Here is a 23317-nt window from a genome sequence, read left to right on the forward strand (position 1 = left end):
AGACGTCAGTGCAGCATGTATGCGACGTGAAAGCGCATCCGCTCGTAGTGGCTTGATCTTCCCACATGACAAGGACGCGATGGTCGGCGAAAACGCCGACGACGGCCAAAGTGCGTCCCCCGAGTGCTCGGCCGTCGGGGATCTCTAAACGTAAGGGATCAAGGGGAAGTGGGGCGGGGCCACCGATCGCGACCGGTTAGCTGAGCCGTAGGTCGCAGTGACAAGTCAGGCATACCCGCCCGTTTTACGGGGCAGTTTTTTGTTTGCAGAAAGTGATTCGCAATCGGCTCGGTGCATAGCACCGAAGGCCTTAGGGGGCACCATTATGAACAAGATTTACAGCAAAGTCTGGAACAAGTCGCTGGGGCAATGGGTCGTCGCTTCAGAACTTGCCCATCTGGGCAACACCGCTACAGGGCAAGGTGCCACGACATGTATTGTGACGGAGCGTGGCCAAAAACGGCTTGCGCGCATGGTGGCAGTTGCCTTGTGCCTGACTTTGTCTGGGCATGCATGGGCGCAATATACGAATGGTTGCATGGGGCAGCAAACAGAACAAAATGGCGGCACCGGCAATATCGCTATTGGAAGCAACTGCCTCACTCCTGCGACGGCCATCGGGTCAGATGCGATTGCCATAGGTAATGGTGCCCAAGCACTCAGCAATGCTGCCGCCACTGGTTCGGGACCGGTGGCGCTGGGTGCCAACGCTAACGCGTTTGGCCTCTTTGCTGTAGCTGTCGGATTTCAAGCAAACGCCCAAGGCCCGACCTCCACCGCGTTGGGCGACAATGCGCAAGCTATTGGTGACTCTACGGTTGCGATGGGCGCCAATTCGGTAGCCAATGGCCTTTATGCGGTGGCATTGGGCTACAAGGCAAACGCCGCCTCGGGCGCCTTGGCACTGGGCGAACTTGCTAACGCGACGACCGTAGATGCGATCGCTCTCGGCGTTCAAGCAAATGCTACAGGTGCTGAAGCCATCGTGGTGGGCCCCAATGCGAACGCCACTGGGGATTTTTCGATTGCGTTGGGCAACCAGTCAAACGCGATTGCGACGGGTAGCATAGGGGTGGGCTTCGCTGCCAGCGCGTCGGGCTCCAATGCGGTAGCTGTCGGCGCAGTAGCAAACGCGTCGGGCTCCTCTGCGGTAGCGGTCGGCGCTCAAGCAAACGCCTTAGCGCTGAACGCCATCGCGGTGGGCACTGCTAACGCGACGGGCCCCGCTGCGATAGCTATCGGCGCTGGAGCAACCGCCATAGCCGATGAAGCTGTCGCGTTGGGCGTCAACTCGATAGCCAATGGGGCCTCTTCGGTGGCGTTGGGCCTCATAGCAAACGCGGTTGCGACGGGCGGCGTAGCATTGGGCGCGGGGACCACGGCGACGAATGCGGGCGATGTCGCGCTTGGCGAAAATTCAGTCACTTCCGCGCACTCCACTGGGCCTTACACGATCAACGGTGGCACACCTGCCGGCACGTCGGACACGACGGGTGTGGTGTCGGTGGGCGCGTCAGGCGCCGATCGTCAGATCCAGAATGTGGCTGCTGGCACGGTGTCGGCCACCTCTACCGATGCGATCAACGGCTCGCAGTTGTATACAGTGGGCACCTCGCTCAATAACCTGGGTAGCAGCACGGCCAGCGGCTTAGGGGGTAGCTCGAGCTATAACAGCAGCACGGGTCAGCTCACGACATCGCTGTCGATGGGTGGTAATACCTATACCAGCGTCAACAGTGCGTTGAATGCCGTCAACGCCACCGCCAACGAAGGTTGGAACTTGAGCGCGAACGGCGGGACAGCCGTCAACGTGGCGCCGGGTGCGACGGTGAATGTGGCGCAAGGCGCCAGCGGCAATATCGCGGTAACGCAGAGCGGGACTGGCCTGACCATCGACACCAACCCGAATCTGACCGCCACCAGCGTGACCACGGGCAATACGGTGATGAACACCAGTGGCGTGACGGTGAGTGGTGGAACCAATCCGGTGACACTGACCGACGCTGGCTTGAACAACGGTGGCAACGTGATCACCGGTGTGGCGGCGGGCGCCTTGTCCGCGACCAGCACGCAGGCGGTGAACGGTAGTCAGTTATTTGCGACCAATCAGCAAGCGACGACCACCGCGACCAATCTCAGCAACCTGGGTAGCAGCGTCGCCTCGGGTCTGGGCGGTAGCAGCGCTTACAACAGCGGCACGGGTCAGCTCACGACATCGCTGTCGGTGGGTGGCAATACCTATACCAACGTCAACAGTGCGTTGAATGCCGTCAACACCACCGCCGGCGAAGGTTGGAACTTGAGCGCGAACGGCGGGACAGCCGTCAACGTGGCGCCGGGTGCGACGGTGAATGTATCGCAAGGCGCTAGCGGCAATATCGCGGTAACGCAGAGCGGGACTGGCCTGACCATCGACACCAACCCGAATCTGACCGCCACCAGCGTGACCTCAGGCAGCGTGACCACGGGCAATACGGTGATGAACACCAGTGGCGTGACGGTGAGTGGCGGAACCAATCCGGTGACGCTGACCGACGCTGGCTTGAACAACGGCGGCAACGTGATCACCGGTGTGGCGGCGGGCACCTTGTCCGCGACCAGCACGCAGGCGGTGAATGGTAGTCAGTTGTTTGCGACCAATCAGCAAGCGACGACCACCGCGACCAATCTCAGCAATCTGGGTAGCAGCGTCGCCTCGGGTCTGGGCGGTAGCAGCGCTTACAACAGCGGCACGGGTCAGCTCACGACATCGCTGTCGGTGGGTGGCAATACCTATACCAGCGTCAACAGTGCGTTGAGTGCCATCAACACCACCGCCGGCGAAGGTTGGAACTTGAGCGCGAACGGCGGGACAGCCGTCAACGTGGCGCCGGGTGCGACGGTGAATGTATCGCAAGGCGCTAGCGGCAATATCGCGGTAACGCAGAGCGGGACTGGCCTGACCATCGACACCAACCCGAATCTGACCGCCACCAGCGTGACCTCAGGCAGCGTGACCACGGGCAATACGGTGATGAACACCAGTGGCGTGACGGTGAGTGGCGGAACCAATCCGGTGACGCTGACCGACGCTGGCTTGAACAACGGCGGCAACGTGATCACCGGTGTGGCGGCGGGCACCTTGTCCGCGACCAGCACGCAGGCGGTGAATGGTAGTCAGTTGTTTGCGACCAATCAGCAAGCGACGACCACCGCGACCAATCTCAGCAATCTGGGTAGCAGCGTCGCCTCGGGTCTGGGCGGTAGCAGCGCTTACAACAGCGGCACGGGTCAGCTCACGACATCGCTGTCGGTGGGTGGTAATACCTATACCAGCGTCAACAGTGCGTTGAGTGCCATCAACACCACCGCCGGCGAAGGTTGGAACTTGAGCGCGAACGGCGGGACAGCCGTCAACGTGGCGCCGGGTGCGACGGTGAATGTGGCGCAAGGCGCTAGCGGCAATATCGCGGTGACACGGAGTGGGACCAACCTGACCATCGACACCAACCCGAACCTGACCGCCACCAGCGTGACCACGGGCAATACGCTGATGAACACCAGTGGCGTGACGGTGAGTGGCGGAACCAATCCGGTGACGCTGACCGACGCTGGCTTGAACAACGGCGGCAACGTGATCACCGGTGTGGCGGCGGGCGCCTTGTCCGCGACCAGCACGCAGGCGGTGAACGGTAGTCAGTTGTTTGCGACCAATCAGCAGGTGACGACCAACACGACCAATCTCGGCAACTTGGGTAGCAGCGTCGCTTCGGGTCTGGGCGGTAGCAGCGCTTACAACAGCGGCACGGGTCAGCTCACGACATCGCTGTCGGTGGGTGGCAATACCTATACCAGCGTCAACAGTGCGTTGAGTGCTGTCAACACCACCGCCAGCAAAGGTTGGAACTTGAGCGCGAACGGCGGGGCGGTTGCCAATGTGGCGCCGGGTGCGACGGTGAATGTGGCGCAAGGCGCTAGCGGCAATATCGCGGTGACACGGAGTGGGACCAACCTGACCATCGACACCAACCCGAACCTGACCGCCACCAGCGTGACCACGGGCAATACGGTGATGAACACCAGTGGCGTGACGGTGAGTGGTGGAACCAATCCGGTGACGCTGACCGACGCTGGCTTGAACAACGGCGGCAACGTGATCACCGGTGTGGCGGCGGGCACCTTGTCCGCGACCAGCACGCAGGCGGTGAATGGTAGTCAGTTGTTTGCGACCAATCAGCAGGTGACGACCAACACGACCAATCTCGGCAACCTGGGTAGCAGCGTCGCCTCGGGTCTGGGCGGTAGCAGCGCTTACAACAGCGGCACGGGTCAGCTCACGACATCGCTGTCGGTGGGTGGCAATACCTATACCAACGTCAACAGTGCGTTGAGTGCCGTCAACGCCACCGCCAACGAAGGTTGGAACTTGAGCGCGAACGGCGGGACGGCCGTCAACGTGGCGCCGGGTGCGACGGTGAATGTGGCGCAAGGCGCCAGCGGCAATATCGCGGTAACGCAGAGCGGGACTGGCCTGACCATCGACACCAACCCGAATCTGACCGCCACCAGCGTGACCTCAGGCAGCGTGACCACGGGCAATACGGTGATGAACACCAGTGGCGTGACGGTGAGTGGCGGAACCAATCCGGTGACGTTGACCGACGCTGGCTTGAACAACGGCGGCAACGTGATCACCGGTGTGGCGGCGGGCGCCTTGTCCGCGACCAGCACGCAGGCGGTGAACGGTAGTCAGTTGTTTGCGACCAATCAGCAGGTGACGACCAACACGACCAATCTCGGCAACTTGGGTAGCAGCGTCGCTTCGGGTCTGGGCGGTAGCAGCGCTTACAACAGCGGCACGGGTCAGCTCACGACATCGCTGTCGGTGGGTGGTAATACCTATACCAGCGTCAACAGTGCGTTGAGTGCTGTCAACACCACCGCCAGCAAAGGTTGGAACTTGAGCGCGAACGGCGGGGCGGTTGCCAATGTGGCGCCGGGTGCGACGGTGAATGTGGCGCAAGGCGCTAGCGGCAATATCGCGGTGACACGGAGTGGGACCAACCTGACCATCGACACCAACCCGAACCTGACCGCCACCAGCGTGACCACGGGCAATACGGTGATGAACACCAGTGGCGTGACGGTGAGTGGTGGAACCAATCCGGTGACACTGACCGACGCTGGCTTGAACAACGGTGGCAACGTGATCACCGGTGTGGCGGCGGGCGCCTTGTCCGCGACCAGCACGCAGGCAGTGAATGGTAGCCAACTGTTTGCGACCACGACCAATCTCAGCAATCTGGGTAGCAGCGTCGCCTCGGGTCTGGGCGGTAGCAGCGCTTACAACAGCGGCACGGGTCAGCTCACGACATCGCTGTCGGTGGGTGGTAATACCTATACCAGCGTCAACAGTGCGTTGAATGCCATCGACACATCAGCCGGCGAAGGTTGGAACTTGAGCGCGAACGGCGGGACAGCCGTCAACGTGGCGCCGGGTGCGACGGTGAATGTATCGCAAGGCGCTAGCGGCAATATCGCGGTGACACGGAGTGGGACCAACCTGACCATCGACACCAACCCGAACCTGACCGCCACCAGCGTGACCACGGGCAATACGCTGATGAACACCAGTGGCGTGACGGTGAGTGGCGGAACCAATCCGGTGACGCTGACCGACGCTGGCTTGAACAACGGCGGCAACGTGATCACCGGTGTGGCGGCGGGCGCCTTGTCCGCGACCAGCACGCAGGCGGTGAACGGTAGTCAGTTGTTTGCGACCAATCAGCAGGTGACGACCAACACGACCAATCTCGGCAACTTGGGTAGCAGCGTCGCTTCGGGTCTGGGCGGTAGCAGCGCTTACAACAGCGGCACGGGTCAGCTCACGACATCGCTGTCGGTGGGTGGCAATACCTATACCAGCGTCAACAGTGCGTTGAGTGCTGTCAACACCACCGCCAGCAAAGGTTGGAACTTGAGCGCGAACGGCGGGGCGGTTGCCAATGTGGCGCCAGGTGCGACGGTGAATGTGGCGCAAGGCGCCAGCGGCAATATCGCGGTAACACGGAGCGGAACCGACCTGACCATCGACACCAACCCGAACCTGACCGCCACCAGCGTGACCACGGGCAATACGGTGATGAACACCAGTGGCGTGACGGTGAGTGGCGGAACCAATCCGGTGACGCTGACCGACGCTGGCTTGAACAACGGCGGCAACGTGATCACCGGTGTGGCGGCGGGCACCTTGTCCGCGACCAGCACGCAGGCGGTGAATGGTAGTCAGTTGTTTGCGACCAATCAGCAGGTGACGACCAACACGACCAATCTCGGCAACCTGGGTAGCAGCGTCGCCTCGGGTCTGGGCGGTAGCAGCGCTTACAACAGCGGCACGGGTCAGCTCACGACATCGCTGTCGGTGGGTGGTAATACCTATACCAACGTCAACAGTGCGTTGAGTGCCGTCAACGCCACCGCCAACGAAGGTTGGAACTTGAGCGCGAACGGCGGGACAGCCGTCAACGTGGCGCCGGGTGCGACGGTGAATGTGGCGCAAGGCGCCAGCGGCAATATCGCGGTAACACGGAGCGGGACTGGCCTGACCATCGACACCAACCCGAATCTGACCGCCACCAGCGTGACCACGGGCAATACGGTGATGAACACCAGTGGCGTGACGGTGAGTGGTGGAACCAATCCGGTGACGTTGAGCAGCAGTGGCTTGAACAACGGCGGTAATGTGATCACCGGTGTGGCAGCGGGCGCCTTGTCCGCGACCAGCACGCAGGCGGTGAATGGTAGTCAGTTGTTTGCGACCAATCAGCAGGTGACGACCAACACGACCAATCTCGGCAACTTGGGTAGCAGCGTCGCCTCGGGTCTGGGCGGTAGCAGCGCTTACAACAGCGGCACGGGTCAGCTCACGACATCGCTGTCGGTGGGTGGCAATACCTATACCAGCGTCAACAGTGCGTTGAGTGCCATCAACACCACCGCCGGCGAAGGTTGGAACTTGAGCGCGAACGGCGGGGCGGTTGCCAATGTGGCGCCGGGTGCGACGGTGAATGTGGCGCAAGGCGCTAGCGGCAATATCGCGGTGACACGGAGTGGGACCAACCTGACCATCGACACCAACCCGAACCTGACCGCCACCAGCGTGACCACGGGCAATACGGTGATGAACACCAGTGGCGTGACGGTGAGTGGCGGAACCAATCCGGTGACGCTGACCGACGCTGGCTTGAACAACGGCGGCAACGTGATCACCGGTGTGGCGGCGGGCACCTTGTCCGCGACCAGCACGCAGGCGGTGAATGGTAGTCAGTTGTTTGCGACCAATCAGCAGGTGACGACCAACACGACCAATCTCGGCAACTTGGGTAGCAGCGTCGCTTCGGGTCTGGGCGGTAGCAGCGCTTACAACAGCGGCACGGGTCAGCTCACGACATCGCTGTCGGTGGGTGGTAATACCTATACCAGCGTCAACAGTGCGTTGAGTGCTGTCAACACCACCGCCAGCAAAGGTTGGAACTTGAGCGCGAACGGCGGGGCGGTTGCCAATGTGGCGCCGGGTGCGACGGTGAATGTGGCGCAAGGCGCTAGCGGCAATATCGCGGTGACACGGAGTGGGACCAACCTGACCATCGACACCAACCCGAACCTGACCGCCACCAGCGTGACCACGGGCAATACGGTGATGAACACCAGTGGCGTGACGGTGAGTGGTGGAACCAATCCGGTGACGCTGACCGACGCTGGCTTGAACAACGGCGGCAACGTGATCACCGGTGTGGCGGCGGGCACCTTGTCCGCGACCAGCACGCAGGCGGTGAATGGTAGTCAGTTGTTTGCGACCAATCAGCAGGTGACGACCAACACGACCAATCTCGGCAACCTGGGTAGCAGCGTCGCCTCGGGTCTGGGCGGTAGCAGCGCTTACAACAGCGGCACGGGTCAGCTCACGACATCGCTGTCGGTGGGTGGCAATACCTATACCAACGTCAACAGTGCGTTGAGTGCCGTCAACGCCACCGCCAACGAAGGTTGGAACTTGAGCGCGAACGGCGGGACGGCCGTCAATGTGGCGCCGGGTGCGACGGTGAATGTGGCGCAAGGCGCCAGCGGCAATATCGCGGTAACACGGAGCGGAACCGACCTGACCATCGACACCAACCCGAACCTGACCGCCACCAGCGTGACCACGGGCAATACGGTGATGAACACCAGTGGCGTGACGGTGAGTGGCGGAACCAATCCGGTGACGCTGACCGACGCTGGCTTGAACAACGGCGGCAACGTGATCACCGGTGTGGCGGCGGGCGCCTTGTCCGCGACCAGCACGCAGGCGGTGAACGGTAGTCAGTTGTTTGCGGTGAGCACCTCGCTCAATAACCTGGGCAGCAGCACGGCCAGTAACCTGGGCGGTGGCAGTACGTACAACAGCAGCACGGGTACGGTGAGTGCACCGAGCTACACCATCAATGGCACCACCTATAACAACGTGGGATCAGCGCTGGCGGCGGCCACAACGCACGACTACAGCGTCCATTCTACGAGTCCCGGGACGGATACTAACTACAACAATGCCGGTGCTACCGGTGCCAATGCGTTAGCGGCGGGAGTCAGCGCGAGTGCCGCCGGTGCTAACAGCTCGGCGCTGGGGGCTTTGGCGAATGCTTCTGCGGCAGGGGCAACGGCCATCGGCAGTAGCGCAATAGCCGGCGCAGCCGATGCGATCGCATTGGATGCCAATGCGATAGCCAACGGGGTCAATTCAGTGGCGTTGGGCTATGTGGCAAACGCTTCTGCGGCAGGGGCCACGGCCATCGGCGGTAACGCAACAGCCGGCGGTGCCAATGCGATCGCTTTGGGTACGGGTTCCATGGCATTAGGCTCCAGTACCATTGCTATGTCGCTCAATAGCGATGCTCAAGGTAGTGACTCCATCGCTTTAGGCTATTATTCAAACGCAGCGGGGAACAATGCCATTGCGGAGGGACCCCTCGCTAATGCGATTGGCGCGAGCGCGCTGGCGTTCGGCAATATGGCGAACGCCAGCCAGATCGATGCTATCGCGTTGGGCGCCAGTTCGACAGCCAATGGGGTCAGTTCGGTGGCGTTGGGCTACCAGGCAGCCTCCGACGCGACGGGCGGCGTAGCATTGGGCGCGGGGGCCGTGGCGACGAATGCGGGCGATGTGGCGCTTGGCCAGAATTCAGTCACTTCCGCGCATTCCACTGGGCCTTACACGATCAACGGCGGCACGCCTGCCGGCACGTCGGACACGACGGGCGTGGTGTCGGTGGGCGCGTCAGGCGCTGACCGTCAGATCCAGAATGTGGCTGCTGGCACGGTGTCCGCCACCTCTACCGATGCGATCAACGGTTCGCAGTTGTATGACGTGGGCACTTCGCTCAATGACCTGGGTAGCAGCACGGCCAGCGGTTTAGGGGGTAGCTCGAGCTATAACAGCAGCACGGGTCAGCTCACGACATTGCTGATGGTGGGCGGCAACACCTACACCAACGTCAACAGTGCGTTGAATGCCGTCAACACGATAGCCAGCGAAGGTTGGAACTTGAGCGCAAACAGCGGGGCGGCCGTCAATGTGGCGCCGGGTTCGACGGTGAATGTGTCGCAAGGCGCCAGTGGCAATATCGCGGTGACGCAGAGCGGGACCGACCTGACCATCGACACCAACCCGAACCTGACCGCCACCAGCATGACCACGGGCAATACGGTGATGAACACCAGTGGCGTGACGGTGAGTGGTGGAACCAATCCGGTGACGCTGACCGACGCTGGCTTGAACAACGGCGGCAACGTGATCACCGGTGTGGCGGCGGGCACCTTGTCCGCGACCAGCACGCAGGCGGTGAATGGTAGCCAGTTGTATGCGACCAATCAGCAGGTGGCGACCAACACCACCAATATCAACAATGTGCTGAATGGCACAGCAGGTCCGTTTGTTTCCGACAACTCGGTGACGTCTACGCAGGCGGTATCGTCCGGTGCGAATGCGGCGGCGGGTGGCTTTGGCGCCAGTGCGACAGGCGCGGCCTCGACGGTGATTGGCAATGAAGCGACGGACAATGGCAATGCCGATGCGACGGTGGTGGGTGAAGGCGCCAGCATCGACAGTGGATTGACTGGCTCGAATGTGGCGTTGGGTCAAGACAGCGAGGTGACCACCGCAGCGGTACCGACGGCCAGCGACACGATCAATGGTGACACTTACAACTACGCAGGCGCCACGCCGGGCGGGGTGGTGAGCGTGGGCAATGCCAGCACTAATGTGCAGCGCCAGATCACCAACGTGGCGGCTGGCCAGGTGAGTGCGGCCAGCGTGGATGCGGTGAATGGTTCGCAGTTATATGCCACCGATCAAGCCCTCGATAGTCTGGGAAGCACGGTCAACGGCATCGTGAACGGTGGCGGCATCAAGTACTTCCATGTCAACTCGACCTTGGCCGATAGCAGCGCCGTAGGCACCAATAGTGTTGCCGTGGGTGCGGAATCGGTGGCTTACGGTGAGAATGCCATTGCCCAGGGGTTTGATGCGGTAGCAGGCGTAAGTGGAGGAGCACAGGCAAATGATATCGCCATTGGCAATGGTGCTCAGGCAACTGGCGGCAATTCGATTGCAGAGGGCGCGAGTGCGGTGGCGAGTACGGCCGGTGCCGTGGCGATTGGCGATACGGCCGTGGCGGAAGGTGGCCAAGCCGTATCGATCGGCCTTGGCGATGTAGCCTCTGGCAATGGGGCGGTGGCGATCGGCGATCCCAACAGCGCAACGGGTACCGGTGCGGTGGCCCTGGGTAATGACAACGCGGCTACCGGCCAAGGCGCTGTCGCGCTGGGCAACGCTAATTCGGCCAACGGACAGGGTAGCGTGGCGCTGGGTAATACAAGCAAAGCCTCCGCGGCGGGTGCCGTTGCCGTGGGTAATGCAAGCAGCGCCTCCAATACCAACAGTGCGGCGTACGGAAGCGGAAGTAACGCATCAGGTAGCAGCAGCATTGCGGTAGGTAGTAACAGTAGCGCATCCGGCAGCAACAGCACGGCATTGGGCGCCAATGCCCAAGCCACGGCGGCCAATGCAACGGCCATCGGTAGCGGTTCGGTTGCCAATCAGGCCAATACCGTATCGGTGGGCTCGGCCGGCAACACGCGCCGAATCACCAACGTCACCGCAGGGACCGAAACGACGGATGCCGCGACGGTAGGCCAGTTGAATAATGCAACAGCCGGTTCCGTGCAGTACGACAAGAACAGCGATGGAAGCGTCAACTATTCCAGCGTCACGGTAGGAACAGCGAGTACACCTGCCACCATTCACAATGTCGCCAATGGGGTTGCCCCTAACGATGCCGTCAACGTTGGTCAGCTCAATGCTGGTGTGCAATCGGCGGAGAACTGGGCGGCGCAGTATACCGACAAGCAGATCAATACGATCAATCAGAATCTCAATAATTTGAGTAACCGCGCCAATGCGGGGGTTGCCTCCGCTATGGCAATGGCGGGCTTGCCGCAAGCGTATCAACCTAATCAGAGCTCTGCTGCGGTTGCCTTGGGATCCTTCCACGGCCAGACAGGTATCGCGGTCGGCATGTCGACGGTATCAGAGAGCGGTCGCTGGGTTTACAAAGTCAACCTTACCGACGATACACGAGGCGATGTGGGTGTAAGCGTCGGCGCAGCGGTCACGTGGTAGGCGGGAAACGATCACGCCTAGAGAAACGCAATGACGTCGCGTCCGTTCCGGACGCGACGGATTTCTCCACCGCTGGTGATGTGTGCCTTGGCTGGAATGGTTGGTTGCCATGAAACACGCCCTTGCCTCTGATTCGTCGTCGCGGTTCGCGGATTCGTAGGAGCGGCCCCCTGTGGCCGCCCTTTCTCTTGGTGCGCCCGGCAGGGCGCACCTGCTAGGAGGTGAAAGTCCTCTACTCACCCGACAAGGGGAAGGGTTAGCCAGAGGCAAGGGCGTTTCGGGTGACTGGATGTCTGAAGGAAGCCCGAGGCAAAACGCTGGCTTGACGAACAGGAAGCGGATACGAGGCGACGCGTTGGGGTGAGGACAAGTTCCCTTAGTGAAAACCCCCAAGGCGATACACCGAGGAGATTGGCGCACTGGCTGAATCCGACCGGTGAGAAGAAGGTCCACTCGCTAGTGGACAAGATTTACAAGATGAAGAACCTGGAGTTGGCTTGGGAGAAGGTCAAGCGCAACCGAGGAGCGTGAGGTATCGACGGACAGAGCTTGGTGGAATTCGAAAGGGACCTGCAAGGGAACCTGAAGCGGCTCCACGAGGAACTGCGCACGCAGACTTACCAGCCGCTGCCAGTGAAGCGTCAACTGATACCCAAGAGCGGTCAGCCGGGTAAATTCAGGCCACTAGGCATACCCACTGTCTACGACAGGGTATGGCAACAGGCGCTGATGAACCGTCTGGAAGCTATCTTTGAGCCGATATTCGATGCTGCCAGTTTTGGATATCGGCGAGGGAGATCGACCAAGGATGCGATGCGCAAAATCTGGACTGAGTTGGAACAAGGACATGAGTGGGTTGTCGATGCGGATCTGAAAGATTTCTTCGGATCGGTGAACCACGACAAGCTGATGGAATTGCTCCATCAACGAGTAGCTGATGACGACAGGAACCGCCGTATGCGGAGCCGCACGTACGGTGGTGTGGAAGGGAGCCGGGTTACCGGCTCCCTATCCGATATCACATCTTTTTGTTTGCTATGTGCTAATCAGGTCTTCTTATGAATCTTCCGGGTCATAATGAGACGCGAAAGGGTAGCCTGCAGGCTGATCCTGATTCGAGGGTAAGTCATGATAGGGTCCGCAGCCTGGCTTTAATCCGGGATGGACAGATTCATGAAAATGGATAGTTTTCGATTTTTCAGTTGCTTATATAAATGATTTCATTTTATCTCTAATGACAAAACATGTGAAAATGTGAAACACATCACATTGCACGATTAATGCTATGTTTCTGACAAGGGCTGTTTGGGTGGTCAGCCTGGGGATTGCCAAATTCATCGCACACCAGAATGGAGGGAGCCTCGAGTGATTCCATGCATGGCTAATGCAGGGATTCCATATCCATCGAACTCACTTCGAAGAAGTGCAAAGCACCGATGCGCCGCACGGTGATAGCGTTGCTGATCGCGTTGTCCTTCTGCGGCGCCGGCGAGGCGGTCTGCGCTTCGACGACGATGCAGGTCACAGCGGATGCGGCTAGCCTGCTGAATCAGGCACGTGCAGCACGCGAGGCCGGCAAGCGAATCGAGGCGTTGGCCTATTGCCAAGAAGCACTGGCGCGCTGGCCAGACAATCCGGAAGCACGTCAACTCAACGTTACCTTGCTGTCCGAGCTGGGCGCGTCGACACGTGCGATGGAACTCGGCATCACACTTCCTTCGGCTAAAGATCCTGCCGTGCGCGATCGCCTGATTGCCGACTACGATGCCCACCTGGTGCATTGGGCACGCGGCGAACCGGCCGATGCACATCATCCGTATACTGAGGCGGACCAGGCGGCGGCACAGATCCAGCGCCTGGCCAATGATCCCAGCGTACCCGCAGACATCCGCCTGCGTGCCACCCTGGACATGCTGGTGGTACTCGATCAGGCCGATCGGGCTGATGATGTGCTGGCCCATTACGCCGAACTTAAGAAACAAGGCGTGTCATTGCCGCCCTATGCCGAACAAGTCGTCGCCGACGCGATGATGCAGCGGCACGACGCACGCGATGCCGTTCCACTTTACGAAGACAGCATCCGCCGCGATCCCGGTCCGTACGATCCCATTGAGAACGATCCACGCATTGGTCTGGCTTATGCGTATCTGGAAGACGGCCGCATGCACGATGCGCTGTCTAGCATCCACGCGCTGGCCGACAGTGAAGCGCGCTGGCTGCACTTGCGCAACGTGCGCGGCAACACGCAGAACCAGCGCAAGGTCGACGCCGATACCAGCGCCGCCGTGGTCGAGACGGATGAGGGCTTGTTGAAAACAGCTTACGACCGTCTTGCAGCGATGAGTGCCGAGGCGCCTGGCAATGCTGACATCCGCCGCGAGTTGGCAATGGCTGAACTGGAGCGTGGCTGGCCGCGTCGGGCGATGGATACGCTCAGGATCGCCGACACGCTGGACGAACGCGATGCCGACGCCGCGCTTGATCAGGCTACAGCCCATCAGGCGCTGTATGACTTCGCAGCGGAGGAATCCAATCTGGCACAGGCGCAGGAAGAGGCTGGTCGTAGTGGTCGCGTACAAGATGCACAGGCCGCGTGGGATCGCTATCGCGGCTGGCAATTCGATTTGACGCACGACAACGGCTGGGGCAACAACCCCGACTACGGTGACCGCGACGAGGAAACCCAAGCAACCCTCGCCAGTCCGCTGATCGACAATCACTGGCGCGTGCTTGCGTTGGCGCAATACGCCAGCGCGTCCCTGCCGGAGGGCGAGGTGTCGCGCGAGCGTGCGGGCCTGGGTGTGGAAGGCTATCTGCACGCGCTGCAGTTTTATCTGGAAGCACTGCCTTCGGCTGACCGTTTCGTAAAACGCACCGATGTCGCTGCTGGCTTCAACTGGGCGATCAGCGATCATTGGTCGTGGTCCACCGACTGGAGCAGCGCCAGCAACGACGTGCCCTTGCGCGCCCAGTACTATGGCATCAGCGGTAACTCGGTAAGCACCGCTGTGCAGTGGCGCGCCAGCGAGCTGACGTCGACACGGTTGGCGTTGTACCGCGACTGTTTCAGCGACGGCAATCTGCGCGAAGGTTGGCTTGCGGATTTCGTGCAGCGGCTGCATACCGCCCCCAACCTGACGCTGGATGGCGGTGTCGAAATTGGTGGCTCGCACAACAGCGACATCGATCGCCCGTACTTCAATCCACGCGATGATCACTCGTACGCGTTGACCGGCAGCTTGCAGAATCTATTCAACCAGTATGCAGACCGTAGTTGGACCCAGCGCATCGATCTGGCTGTCGGCGGTTACCAGGAACTCCACTACGGCACTGGCCTGATGGTCAGCGCCCGTTACGGGCAAATCTTCCAGCCGCACTTGGGCCTGCGTTTTGGCTGGGGCGTGAGCTGGCATTACCAGCCTTACGACGGACGGCATGAATCGCGCGTTGTGCTGGACCTGACTATGCATGGGGGAGAGTGACATGCGCCAGCTTCTTCTCGCCCTCTTGCTGATGCTCATGGCCGACCTGGCACAAGCGGCTGTGCCGGTGCCGCCGAAGCCTGCCTTCATTGTGCTTACCTATCACGACGTGCGCGATGATGTGGGTCTGCTGGGCGATCATGATCCGGATGCCATCAACACCGATCATCTGATTGCGCATTTCGATTGGCTCAAAGCCAATGGCTATCACGTGGTCAGCCTGGAACAAGTCGGGCAGGCTTCGCGTGGTGGCCCTGCCTTGCCGGATCACGCTGTGCTGCTGACGTTCGACGATGGCCTGGAGAGCTTCTACACGCGTGTCTATCCCTTGCTGCGTGCCTACGACTATCCCGCGGTGGAGGCGTTGGTCGGCTCATGGATCGACATGTCGCCCGGGCAGAAGATGGCTTACAACGGCGCTGAGTGCACACGCGACTGTTTCATGACCTGGGATCAGATCCGGGAGATACAAACATCTGGCCTGGTGGAATTCGCCTCACATACCTGGCAATTGCACATGGGCATTCCCGGTAATCCGCAAAATAACCAGATGCCGGCGGTGACCACGTTGCGCTACGACATGGCAACCCACCGTTACGAAAGCGAGTCTGCCTACATCGAGCGCTTGCGTGCGGACTTACGCCATAGTGTGGAAGAGATCGTGAAGGAAACCGGTCACCGGCCGCGCGCCATCGTGTGGCCTTACGGCTCGTACAACAAAATCGCCGTGCAGATTGCCGCCGAAGAAGGCTTGACCGAATCCTTCAGCCTGGACGACAAGCTCCCCGACTTGCAGATCGACAACACCATTCCGCGGCTGCTGATCAGCGGCAATATCAACGCCAACCGGCTTGGCTGGCTGATCCGTCACCCGCAGCGCAGCGATCCGGTGCGGGCCGTGCAGGTGGATCTCGATTACGTTTACGATCCCGATCCGAAGCAGCAAGAACGCAATCTTTCCATTCTGCTCGATCGCATCAAGAGAATGCAGCCGAATGAAGTGTGGCTGCAGGCCTATGCCGATCCCAAGGGTGATGGCGTGGCCGAGGCGGTGTACTTCCCGAACCGTCACTTGCCGATGCGCGCCGATCTGTTCTCCCGCGTGGAGTGGCAATTGCGTACGCGTGCCGGGGTGCGTGTGTACGCTTGGATGCCGGTGCTTGCGTTCCGTTTCCCGGATGCGCCAAACCTACCTTCACTCGCGGGCGAACCCAAGCCGGGCGGAGATCACTATCGGTTGGCGCCGTGGGATCCGCGCGTAAAGCGGCAGATCGGCGATGTCTATGAAGACCTAGCCATGCATGCCGATGCGGCGGGTTTGCTGTTCTCCGACGATGCCTACATTCGCGATACCGATCAGCTCGGTCCGTGGGCGAATATGACATCGGCACAGCGCACCGCTGCGCTAGTGGATTTTATCCATGTGTTAACCGATCGCGTACGTCGCTGGCGGCCGTCGGTGAAAACCGTGCGCAACATCTATACACGCCCGATCTTCGACCCCGCCGCGGAAGCCTGGTTCGCGCAAAGCCTGCCTGCCTTCTTGGCCGATTACGACATGACCGCGATCATGGCGATGCCACAGCTTGATCAGCAGGGCGATACCGCCCACTGGTATCGCGACCTGGTGGCACACGTGAACGCCATTCCCGGCGCGATGAATCACACTCTGTTCGAGCTGGCCGCGCGTGACTGGCGCAGCGATCAACCTATCAGCGAAGCGCAAATGCGCAACCGCATCGAACTGTTGCAGACAGAGGGCGTGCGCCACCTTGGCTACTACCCCGACGACTTCATCAAGAATCAGCCCAGACTGGAACTCATTCGGCCGTCCATTTCGATCGCCGATTACCCCTATCCGGAGCCATCACGATGAACGGTGGCATCATCTCCATCCTGCTTGATTTTGCTTTCTTCTATCCGTTGACGATGTCGCTGGTCTGGATGAGTGGGGGCCTGATCTACTTCCTTCGCTGGGAGCGTCGCGAGTCCGCACGCGTCACACCGCCATCGCTGGCGTCATATCCGATGGTCTCGATCATCGTGCCGTGCCACAACGAAGGTCAGCAAGTGCGTGAAACCATCACCCAGCTCGCCGAACAAACGTGGCCAGACTTCGAGATCATCGCTGTAAACGATGGTTCGACCGACGACACCGGCACGCAGCTCGATCAGCTCATGAGCGAGTTTCCGCAGTTGCGCGTGCTGCACTTGTCCAGCAACCAGGGCAAAGCCATGGGCTTGTGCGCGGCGACACTGGCGGCGAAGGGTGACTACCTGGTGTGCGTGGATGGCGACGCCATGCTCGACCGTTACGCGACGCACTGGCTGATGACACATCTGCTCTCCAGTGCGCGCGTGGGTGCTGTCACCGGCAATCCACGCATTCGCAATCGCTCGACCTTGCTGGGCAAGCTGCAGGTGGGCGAGTTCTCCTCGATCATCGGCCTGATCAAACGCGCGCAACGCGTATATGGGCGCATCTTCACGGTGTCGGGTGTGATCGCAGCCTTTCGCAAGGTGGCCTTGCACGACGTCGGTTACTGGAACACCGACATGGTCACTGAGGACATCGATGTGAGCTGGCGTCTGCAAATGCGTCATTGGGAAATCCGCTACGAGCCCAATGCCTTGTGCTGGATCTTGATGCCGGAAACCTTGCGTGGGCTATGGAAGCAGCGTCAGCGCTGGGCACAAGGTGGATCGGAAGTGCTGCTGCGCTATTGGGTAAAGCTGTTGCACTGGCGCGAGCGACGCATGTGGATGGTGGCCATCGAGTACCTCATCAGCCTGGTCTGGTCGTATGTGATGGCGATCATAATGGTGCTATGGATAACTGGACTCATCATTCCATTGCCTGCCTCCATACGGGTGCCGAGCCTGTTTCCACAATGGAACGGTGTGATGCTTGGCATTGTTTGCATGCTGCAGTTTCTGGTCAGCATGTTGATCGACCGGCGCTATGAGAAACGCATTGGCCGCAATTACTACTGGATGATCTGGTATCCGATTGCCTATTGGATGCTGACTACCGCCACGTCCGTCGTGGTTTTTCCCAGAGCTGTCATGAAACGGCGGGGTACGCGCGCCGTTTGGACCAGTCCTGATCGAGGTGTGAGATGAGAGCCGATCCTATTATCAGTCGTCCGGAACGCCAGAAGCCACTGCAACGGGTTCTCTTCACCGTCATCACCATGCTGGCGTGGACCTTGTGGATGTCGTTGTGGTTGCCCTTGATCACGCTGATTGCGTGGTTGCTGGGCCTGCAGGATATCTATATCAAACTAGGATTGAATCACCCATTCCGCGGAGTAAGCGATCTGGGCTTGCCATTGCGCGTAGGGATCGTAGCTGCGCTGTCGCTGGGCGCCTGGGCCTTTTATAACCGCATGCGTTTTGCCGGCAAGCAGAAACGCCGCGCCAATCGATTTATCGAGTTGGCGGAAATGGCGCCTGCACTCGAAACCGCGGTGCACACCGCGCAGCGGTTGCGGGCAAGCCGCCGCTTGGTGGTTCATTTCAATGACAACGGCGAGATGTTCCTTCCGCCCGACGAATCTTAAGGCAACACTGATCAAGTATCGCCGTCGTCACCAGTCCTGTCTGTTTGCAGGCTATCGGGCCGTCGACGCACGAGGGGACAGCACGATCGAGATCGCGCTGATCGCCTTCTTGGACGGCCAAGCGGCATCGTGTCGAGAAGGGGGCTCGGAATCAGGTTCCTGTTGAGTGGTGGAATGCGCGCGACCGGAATACACCGAAGATATCGAAGCTGAAGCAAACCGCGCGGTAGCCGATATCCGCCGTCAGTTCACCGTGGCGCGTCAGCAGCTACAGCGACGCCGGCGGCGTTACAGCGTTGGCCCCATGTTGGCGCGCAGGAGCTGATAAACGATTTCTGCGTTGATTCGTAGGATAGTTGGCGCAATAACAGATCGATCGCGACGCATGCGTCGCATACGGCGGGCTGGCCAAGCAGGCGACGGTCTATTTTCCTTCCCAAGCCGTGATGCTGCGCCGGCCACGTCACGACACATATTTCGCGAGAGTAAGAAACGACAAAACCGGCGTGAGGCCGGTTTCTTGTTGCTGCACCATTTTCGCACCAAATACTGCGAAAACAGCTTATTTTTAGCTTTCTGTTGGTGCCCAGGAGAGGACTCGAACCTCCACGGTTTTACCCGCTAGTACCTGAAACTAGTGCGTCTACCAATTCCGCCACCTGGGCAGGTGTCGCTTAGACTTTCGATCTGTGCGATCCAATTAGGGTAGGTATCCTCGGATAGGTTGTCAACTCTTTCTTCGCGGTGAGTGTCGCGGCGATGCTAATTTGGCTGGCTGTTTGCTAAAACCATTCATCTCATTACTCATCGCTGTGATACTAAGGCATGACCAAAACAAAGCATCCAGGTAAGGATAAGGCGCCGCGCAAAGCGGCCAAGACGTCCAAGGTTCGCGTGACAGCTCCCAAGAGCGGGCAGCGCGGACGTCATACGAGGGCTGCTGAAGCGCCCTCTCCGAAACGGCCCCACGACCCTTTCGCGCAACGCGAGGCGGAGCGCTACGAGCGTCCGATTCCCAGCCGCGAAGCGATCCTGTCGCTGCTGGAGGAGCGCGGGGAGCTGCTGACCGAGGCGCGTATTGCCCAAGCGTTGGACTTGCATGACGAATACGGCATCACTGCTTTAGCCAAGCGGCTCAACGCCATGGTGCGCGATGGCCAATTGCTGCTGGGCCAGCGTGGCGGCTATGCCCCGGCGCGCAAGCTGGATCTGATTCCTGGCGTGGTGCTCGCCAACGCAGAAGGCTATGGCTTCTTGCGGCCGGACGAAGGTGGCGATGATCTTTACCTATCGCCTTACCAGATGCGCAGCGTGATGCACGGCGATCGCGTGCTGGCCAGCGTGGTGGGCTTGGATCGCCGTGGGCGCCGGCAGGGTGCGATTGTCGAAGTGCTGCAGCGCCGCTCGCCACGACTAGTGGGGCGGGTGGTGATCGATAATGGCGTCACGGTGGTGGTGCCGGACGATCGTCGTTTGCATCAGGACGTGATGATCCCGCCCGGCAAGGAGCAGGGCGCGCGCTCCGGCCAGATCGTGGTTACCGAGATCACCGATCCACCGACGGCCCAGCGCGGTCCGCTGGGTGAGATCCGCACAGTGCTGGGGGAGCGCCTGCAACCCTCGTTGCTGGTGGAAATGGCGATTGCCAGCCACGACCTGCCGCATGAATGGCCACCGGAGGTACTGCGTGAAGCTGCGCAGATCGAGCCGGAAGTGACCGCCGTTGAGCGTGAGGGTCTAGTCGATTTGCGCAAGTTGCCGCTGGTCACTATCGACGGCGCCGATGCGAAGGATTTTGACGATGCGGTCTTCGCCGAGCCCAAACGCGGTGGCGGTTGGCGGCTGGTGGTGGCGATTGCTGACGTGTCGCACTACGTGCGCGTTGGCAGTGCGCTGGACAAGGAAGCCTACGAGCGCAGCACGTCTACCTATTTCCCCGGCTTTGTCGTGCCGATGCTGCCAGAGACCTTGTCCAACGGCATCTGTTCCCTCAATCCGAAGATGGAGCGCCTGTGCATGGTTTGCGATATGCAAATCGGTGCCAGCGGCGAGGTGATCAAATCGAAGTTCTATGAGGCAGTCATGCGTTCACACGCACGCCTGACCTACGACAAGGTATGGCAGGCGATCGGCCTGAGCGATGCGGATGCGCGGCACGAAGTCGCCGATGTGTTGCCGCAGATCGAGAACCTGCACGCGCTGTACAAAGCGATGGCCGAGCAGCGCCGCCGCCGCGGCGCGATCGATTTCGAAACGCCGGAAGTGAAGTTCCGCCTTGATCAGACTGGCGAGGTGGAAGCAGCGGGCGCCGTTGAGCGCAACGATGCGCACAAACTGATCGAGGAGTGCATGATCGCGGCGAATGTGCAGGCGGCGCTGTTTCTGGAGAAGCGCAAGATTCCGGCGCTTTACCGCGCGCATGAACCGCCGCCGGTCGAGAAATACGAAGACCTGCAGCAGTTTCTGCGTGAGTTCAAACTGCGCATGCCGTCGGTGGAAGAGGTGACGCCTGGCGATTTCGCCGACGTGCTGCGCATGGTGCAGGATCGCCCCGAGCGCGAGCTGATCCAGTCGGTGTTGTTGCGTGCGCAAAGCATGGCGGCGTATCAGCCTGACAATCGCGGCCACTTCGGCCTGGCGCTGGTGGCCTACGCGCACTTCACTTCGCCGATCCGTCGCTATCCCGATCTGCTGGTGCATCGGGCGATCCGTCATGCCCTGAAGGGTGGCAAGCCCGCCAAGTACGATTACCCGGAAGCGACCATGGCGGCGATGGCCATCCATTGCTCGCAGCGCGAACGCCGGGCCGAAGAAGCCGAGCGCGATGTCGATGAGCGTTTCCGCTGCGCCTGGATGGCCAAGCACATCGGTGAAGAGTTCGACGGCACCGTTACCGGCGTCACGTCGTATGGCCTGTTTGTGGAACTGGAAGAATCGAAGGTGTCGGGCCTGGTGCATATCAGCCAGCTTTCCAACGATTACTACCACTTCGATCCCGTGCGGCATTTGCTGAAGGGTGAGCGTACAGGGCTGCAGTTCCGCCTGGGCGATCATGTGCGTGTGCAGGTGCTGCGTGCCAGCCTGGAAGATCGCAAGATCGATTTCCGGCTAGTGCAGCCGGGCAAGAAGCCCACACCCGCTTCGGCCCCGACAGACAAGCGTTACGACTACGCAGCGGCTGGCGAACGTTACTCGCTGCCACCGACACACAAGACGTTGCCATCGCTACCCCCCTTGCCGGTGAACGATGGTGCCAAGGTAAAACACGGTGCCGCCAAACCGTCAAAAAAGGCTTCGGCGGGGAAAGGCCAAGCGGTGGTTGACAAGCGCAAAGGCAAGTCGGCAACCGGCAAGGCTGCCAGCAAAGCCAAGAAAGGTGCAGCCAAGGGCCGCACGCAGAAACCGAAAGGCAAACGATGAGCGAAAATTGGATCGTCGGGATCAACCCGGTCGAAGGCGCATTGAGCAACGATGCCGAGCGCGTGCGCGAAGTGCTGGTGGAAAATGGCCAGCGCAACGCACGCGTGCATGAACTGGCCGAGCTGGCCAAGTCACTGAAGATTCCAGTGCATCACCGTCCGCGCGAGCAGCTCGATCGCGTGGCCGGTGAAGCGCGCCACCAAGGTATTGTCGCGCTCTACCAGGCGCCGCCGATGGCTGGTGAGAACGATTTGCTCGGTTTGCTGGAAAAGGTGGGTGGCGATGCGTTGGTGTTGGTACTCGACGGCGTCACCGATCCGCACAACCTTGGCGCCTGTTTGCGCAGTGCAGCGGCAGCCAACGTCACTGCCGTTGTCGTGCCCAAGGATCGTGCAGTAGGTCTTACCCCGGTGGTGCGTCGAGCATCGGCTGGTGGTGCGGATCGCGTACCTTTGGTGGCTGCCACCAATCTTGCTCGCGCGCTTCGTGCCTTGAAGGATGCCGGTGTGTGGATCACCGGATTGGCTGGTGATACAGAACAGTCTATCTACGATATCGACCTAAAAGGGCCAGTGGCACTGGTGCTTGGCAGCGAAGGCGAGGGCATGCGCCGGTTGACGCGCGAAACCTGCGATTTCGTGGCGAAGATTCCGATGCCAGGCAGCATGGAAAGCTTGAATGTATCCGTGGCCACGGGTGTCGTCCTGTTTGAGGCGTTGCGCCAAAGGAGTGCACGATGACTTTTACCTGGCATGACTGGGCGGGCTATGTCGGCGTGGTACTGGTGCTGCTGGCCTTCTTGTTGCTGCAGGCTCGCAAGCTGCACGGCAACGGTTTGGTCTATCAGCTGATGAATGTGCTGGGTGCGATTGGCGTGATGCTGTCGTTGTTGTTTGGCGCGTTCAATGCTCCCGCATTTTTCATGCAGGTGGCGTGGTTGCTGATTGGCATGTATGGCATTGGGCGCGGGATGCGTTTGCGGCGTGAGGCGCGTGAAACTGGGCATAATGTAAAGCCACGATGAATGCGCAATCGTAGGTTGGGTTACCCCCGGATCAAGGCCTGTTTCTTGATCACATTTTTAGCCCGACTTTCGCAACTGGCCGCCAATTTTCCCGATTTTTCTGAGCTCGGCAGCATGCGCCGCGAATGAGATC

The 23317-nt window shown here is 60.4% G+C and carries 10 protein-coding genes and 1 tRNA gene; 9 read left to right on the plus strand and 2 right to left on the minus strand.

Annotated elements, in window-relative coordinates; genetic code table 11:
- Window positions 1–325 precede the first annotated feature (325 nt).
- The gene (locus EO087_RS02040; protein WP_128897421.1) at window positions 326–11695 is read left to right on the plus strand and encodes an ESPR-type extended signal peptide-containing protein; all 11370 of its coding nucleotides are present in this window, start codon (window positions 326–328) and stop codon (window positions 11693–11695) included.
- A 552-nt stretch (window positions 11696–12247) separates the two neighbouring features.
- On the plus strand, window positions 12248–12757 hold the full coding sequence (locus EO087_RS02050; RefSeq protein WP_240669169.1) for a reverse transcriptase domain-containing protein: 510 nt from the start codon (window positions 12248–12250) through the stop codon (window positions 12755–12757).
- Between the two features lie 319 nt (window positions 12758–13076).
- Here EO087_RS02050 and EO087_RS16085 read toward each other — a convergent pair whose 3' ends face one another.
- Window positions 13077–13220 (minus strand): hypothetical protein, encoded by a 144-nt coding sequence (locus EO087_RS16085; protein WP_164931734.1) that lies wholly within the window; start codon window positions 13218–13220, stop codon window positions 13077–13079.
- Here EO087_RS16085 and pgaA point away from each other — a divergent pair.
- From pgaA to pgaD, 4 genes are read left to right on the plus strand one after another with little or no spacing between them, the layout of a single operon-like run.
- Entirely contained in the window at window positions 13210–15177 is a 1968-nt protein-coding gene (gene pgaA, locus EO087_RS02055) for a poly-beta-1,6 N-acetyl-D-glucosamine export porin PgaA (RefSeq protein ID WP_164931735.1), read from the plus strand. The genes EO087_RS16085 and pgaA overlap by 11 nt on opposite strands.
- 1 nt (window position 15178) lies before the next feature.
- Window positions 15179–17053 carry a poly-beta-1,6-N-acetyl-D-glucosamine N-deacetylase PgaB gene (pgaB, locus tag EO087_RS02060; protein WP_164931736.1) on the plus strand — a complete coding sequence of 625 codons (1875 nt, stop codon included), beginning with the start codon at window positions 15179–15181 and terminating at the stop codon, window positions 17051–17053.
- Window positions 17050–18300, plus strand: a complete 1251-nt coding sequence (pgaC, locus tag EO087_RS02065) for a poly-beta-1,6-N-acetyl-D-glucosamine synthase (RefSeq protein ID WP_128897426.1) — start codon at window positions 17050–17052, stop codon at window positions 18298–18300. The genes pgaB and pgaC overlap by 4 nt, the downstream gene beginning before the upstream one ends.
- Window positions 18297–18740 carry a poly-beta-1,6-N-acetyl-D-glucosamine biosynthesis protein PgaD gene (pgaD, locus tag EO087_RS02070; RefSeq protein WP_128897427.1) on the plus strand — a complete coding sequence of 148 codons (444 nt, stop codon included), beginning with the start codon at window positions 18297–18299 and terminating at the stop codon, window positions 18738–18740. The genes pgaC and pgaD overlap by 4 nt, the downstream gene beginning before the upstream one ends.
- A gap of 580 nt (window positions 18741–19320) precedes the next feature.
- On the opposite strand, the gene EO087_RS02075 is transcribed toward pgaD, so the two are convergent.
- A tRNA-Leu gene (locus EO087_RS02075) sits at window positions 19321–19405 on the minus strand.
- Between the two features lie 160 nt (window positions 19406–19565).
- Between EO087_RS02075 and rnr the strand changes: the two genes are divergently transcribed.
- The 3 genes from rnr to EO087_RS02090 are packed head-to-tail and all read left to right on the plus strand — an operon-like array spanning window position 19566 to window position 23184.
- The gene (rnr, locus tag EO087_RS02080; RefSeq protein WP_128897428.1) at window positions 19566–22160 is read left to right on the plus strand and encodes a ribonuclease R; all 2595 of its coding nucleotides are present in this window, start codon (window positions 19566–19568) and stop codon (window positions 22158–22160) included.
- Entirely contained in the window at window positions 22157–22900 is a 744-nt protein-coding gene (gene rlmB / locus EO087_RS02085) for a 23S rRNA (guanosine(2251)-2'-O)-methyltransferase RlmB (RefSeq protein WP_128897429.1), read from the plus strand. Before rnr ends, rlmB begins: the two co-directional genes overlap by 4 nt.
- Window positions 22897–23184, plus strand: coding sequence for a hypothetical protein (locus EO087_RS02090; protein ID WP_128897430.1), 288 nt, complete (start codon window positions 22897–22899; stop codon window positions 23182–23184). Before rlmB ends, EO087_RS02090 begins: the two co-directional genes overlap by 4 nt.
- The last annotated feature ends 133 nt before the right edge of the window (window positions 23185–23317 follow it).

Source organism: Dyella sp. M7H15-1, assembly GCF_004114615.1.
Lineage (GTDB): Bacteria > Pseudomonadota > Gammaproteobacteria > Xanthomonadales > Rhodanobacteraceae > Dyella_B.

Coding starts and splice junctions, on each gene's coding strand:
- pgaC (WP_128897426.1), top strand. CDS start 17,050: ATGAACGGTGGCATCATCTCCATCCTGCTTGATTTTGCTTTCTTCTAT.
- EO087_RS02090 (WP_128897430.1), top strand. CDS start 22,897: ATGACTTTTACCTGGCATGACTGGGCGGGCTATGTCGGCGTGGTACTG.
- pgaA (WP_164931735.1), top strand. CDS start 13,210: ATGCAGGTCACAGCGGATGCGGCTAGCCTGCTGAATCAGGCACGTGCA.
- pgaB (WP_164931736.1), top strand. CDS start 15,179: ATGCGCCAGCTTCTTCTCGCCCTCTTGCTGATGCTCATGGCCGACCTG.
- EO087_RS02040 (WP_128897421.1), top strand. CDS start 326: ATGAACAAGATTTACAGCAAAGTCTGGAACAAGTCGCTGGGGCAATGG.
- pgaD (WP_128897427.1), top strand. CDS start 18,297: ATGAGAGCCGATCCTATTATCAGTCGTCCGGAACGCCAGAAGCCACTG.
- rnr (WP_128897428.1), top strand. CDS start 19,566: ATGACCAAAACAAAGCATCCAGGTAAGGATAAGGCGCCGCGCAAAGCG.
- rlmB (WP_128897429.1), top strand. CDS start 22,157: ATGAGCGAAAATTGGATCGTCGGGATCAACCCGGTCGAAGGCGCATTG.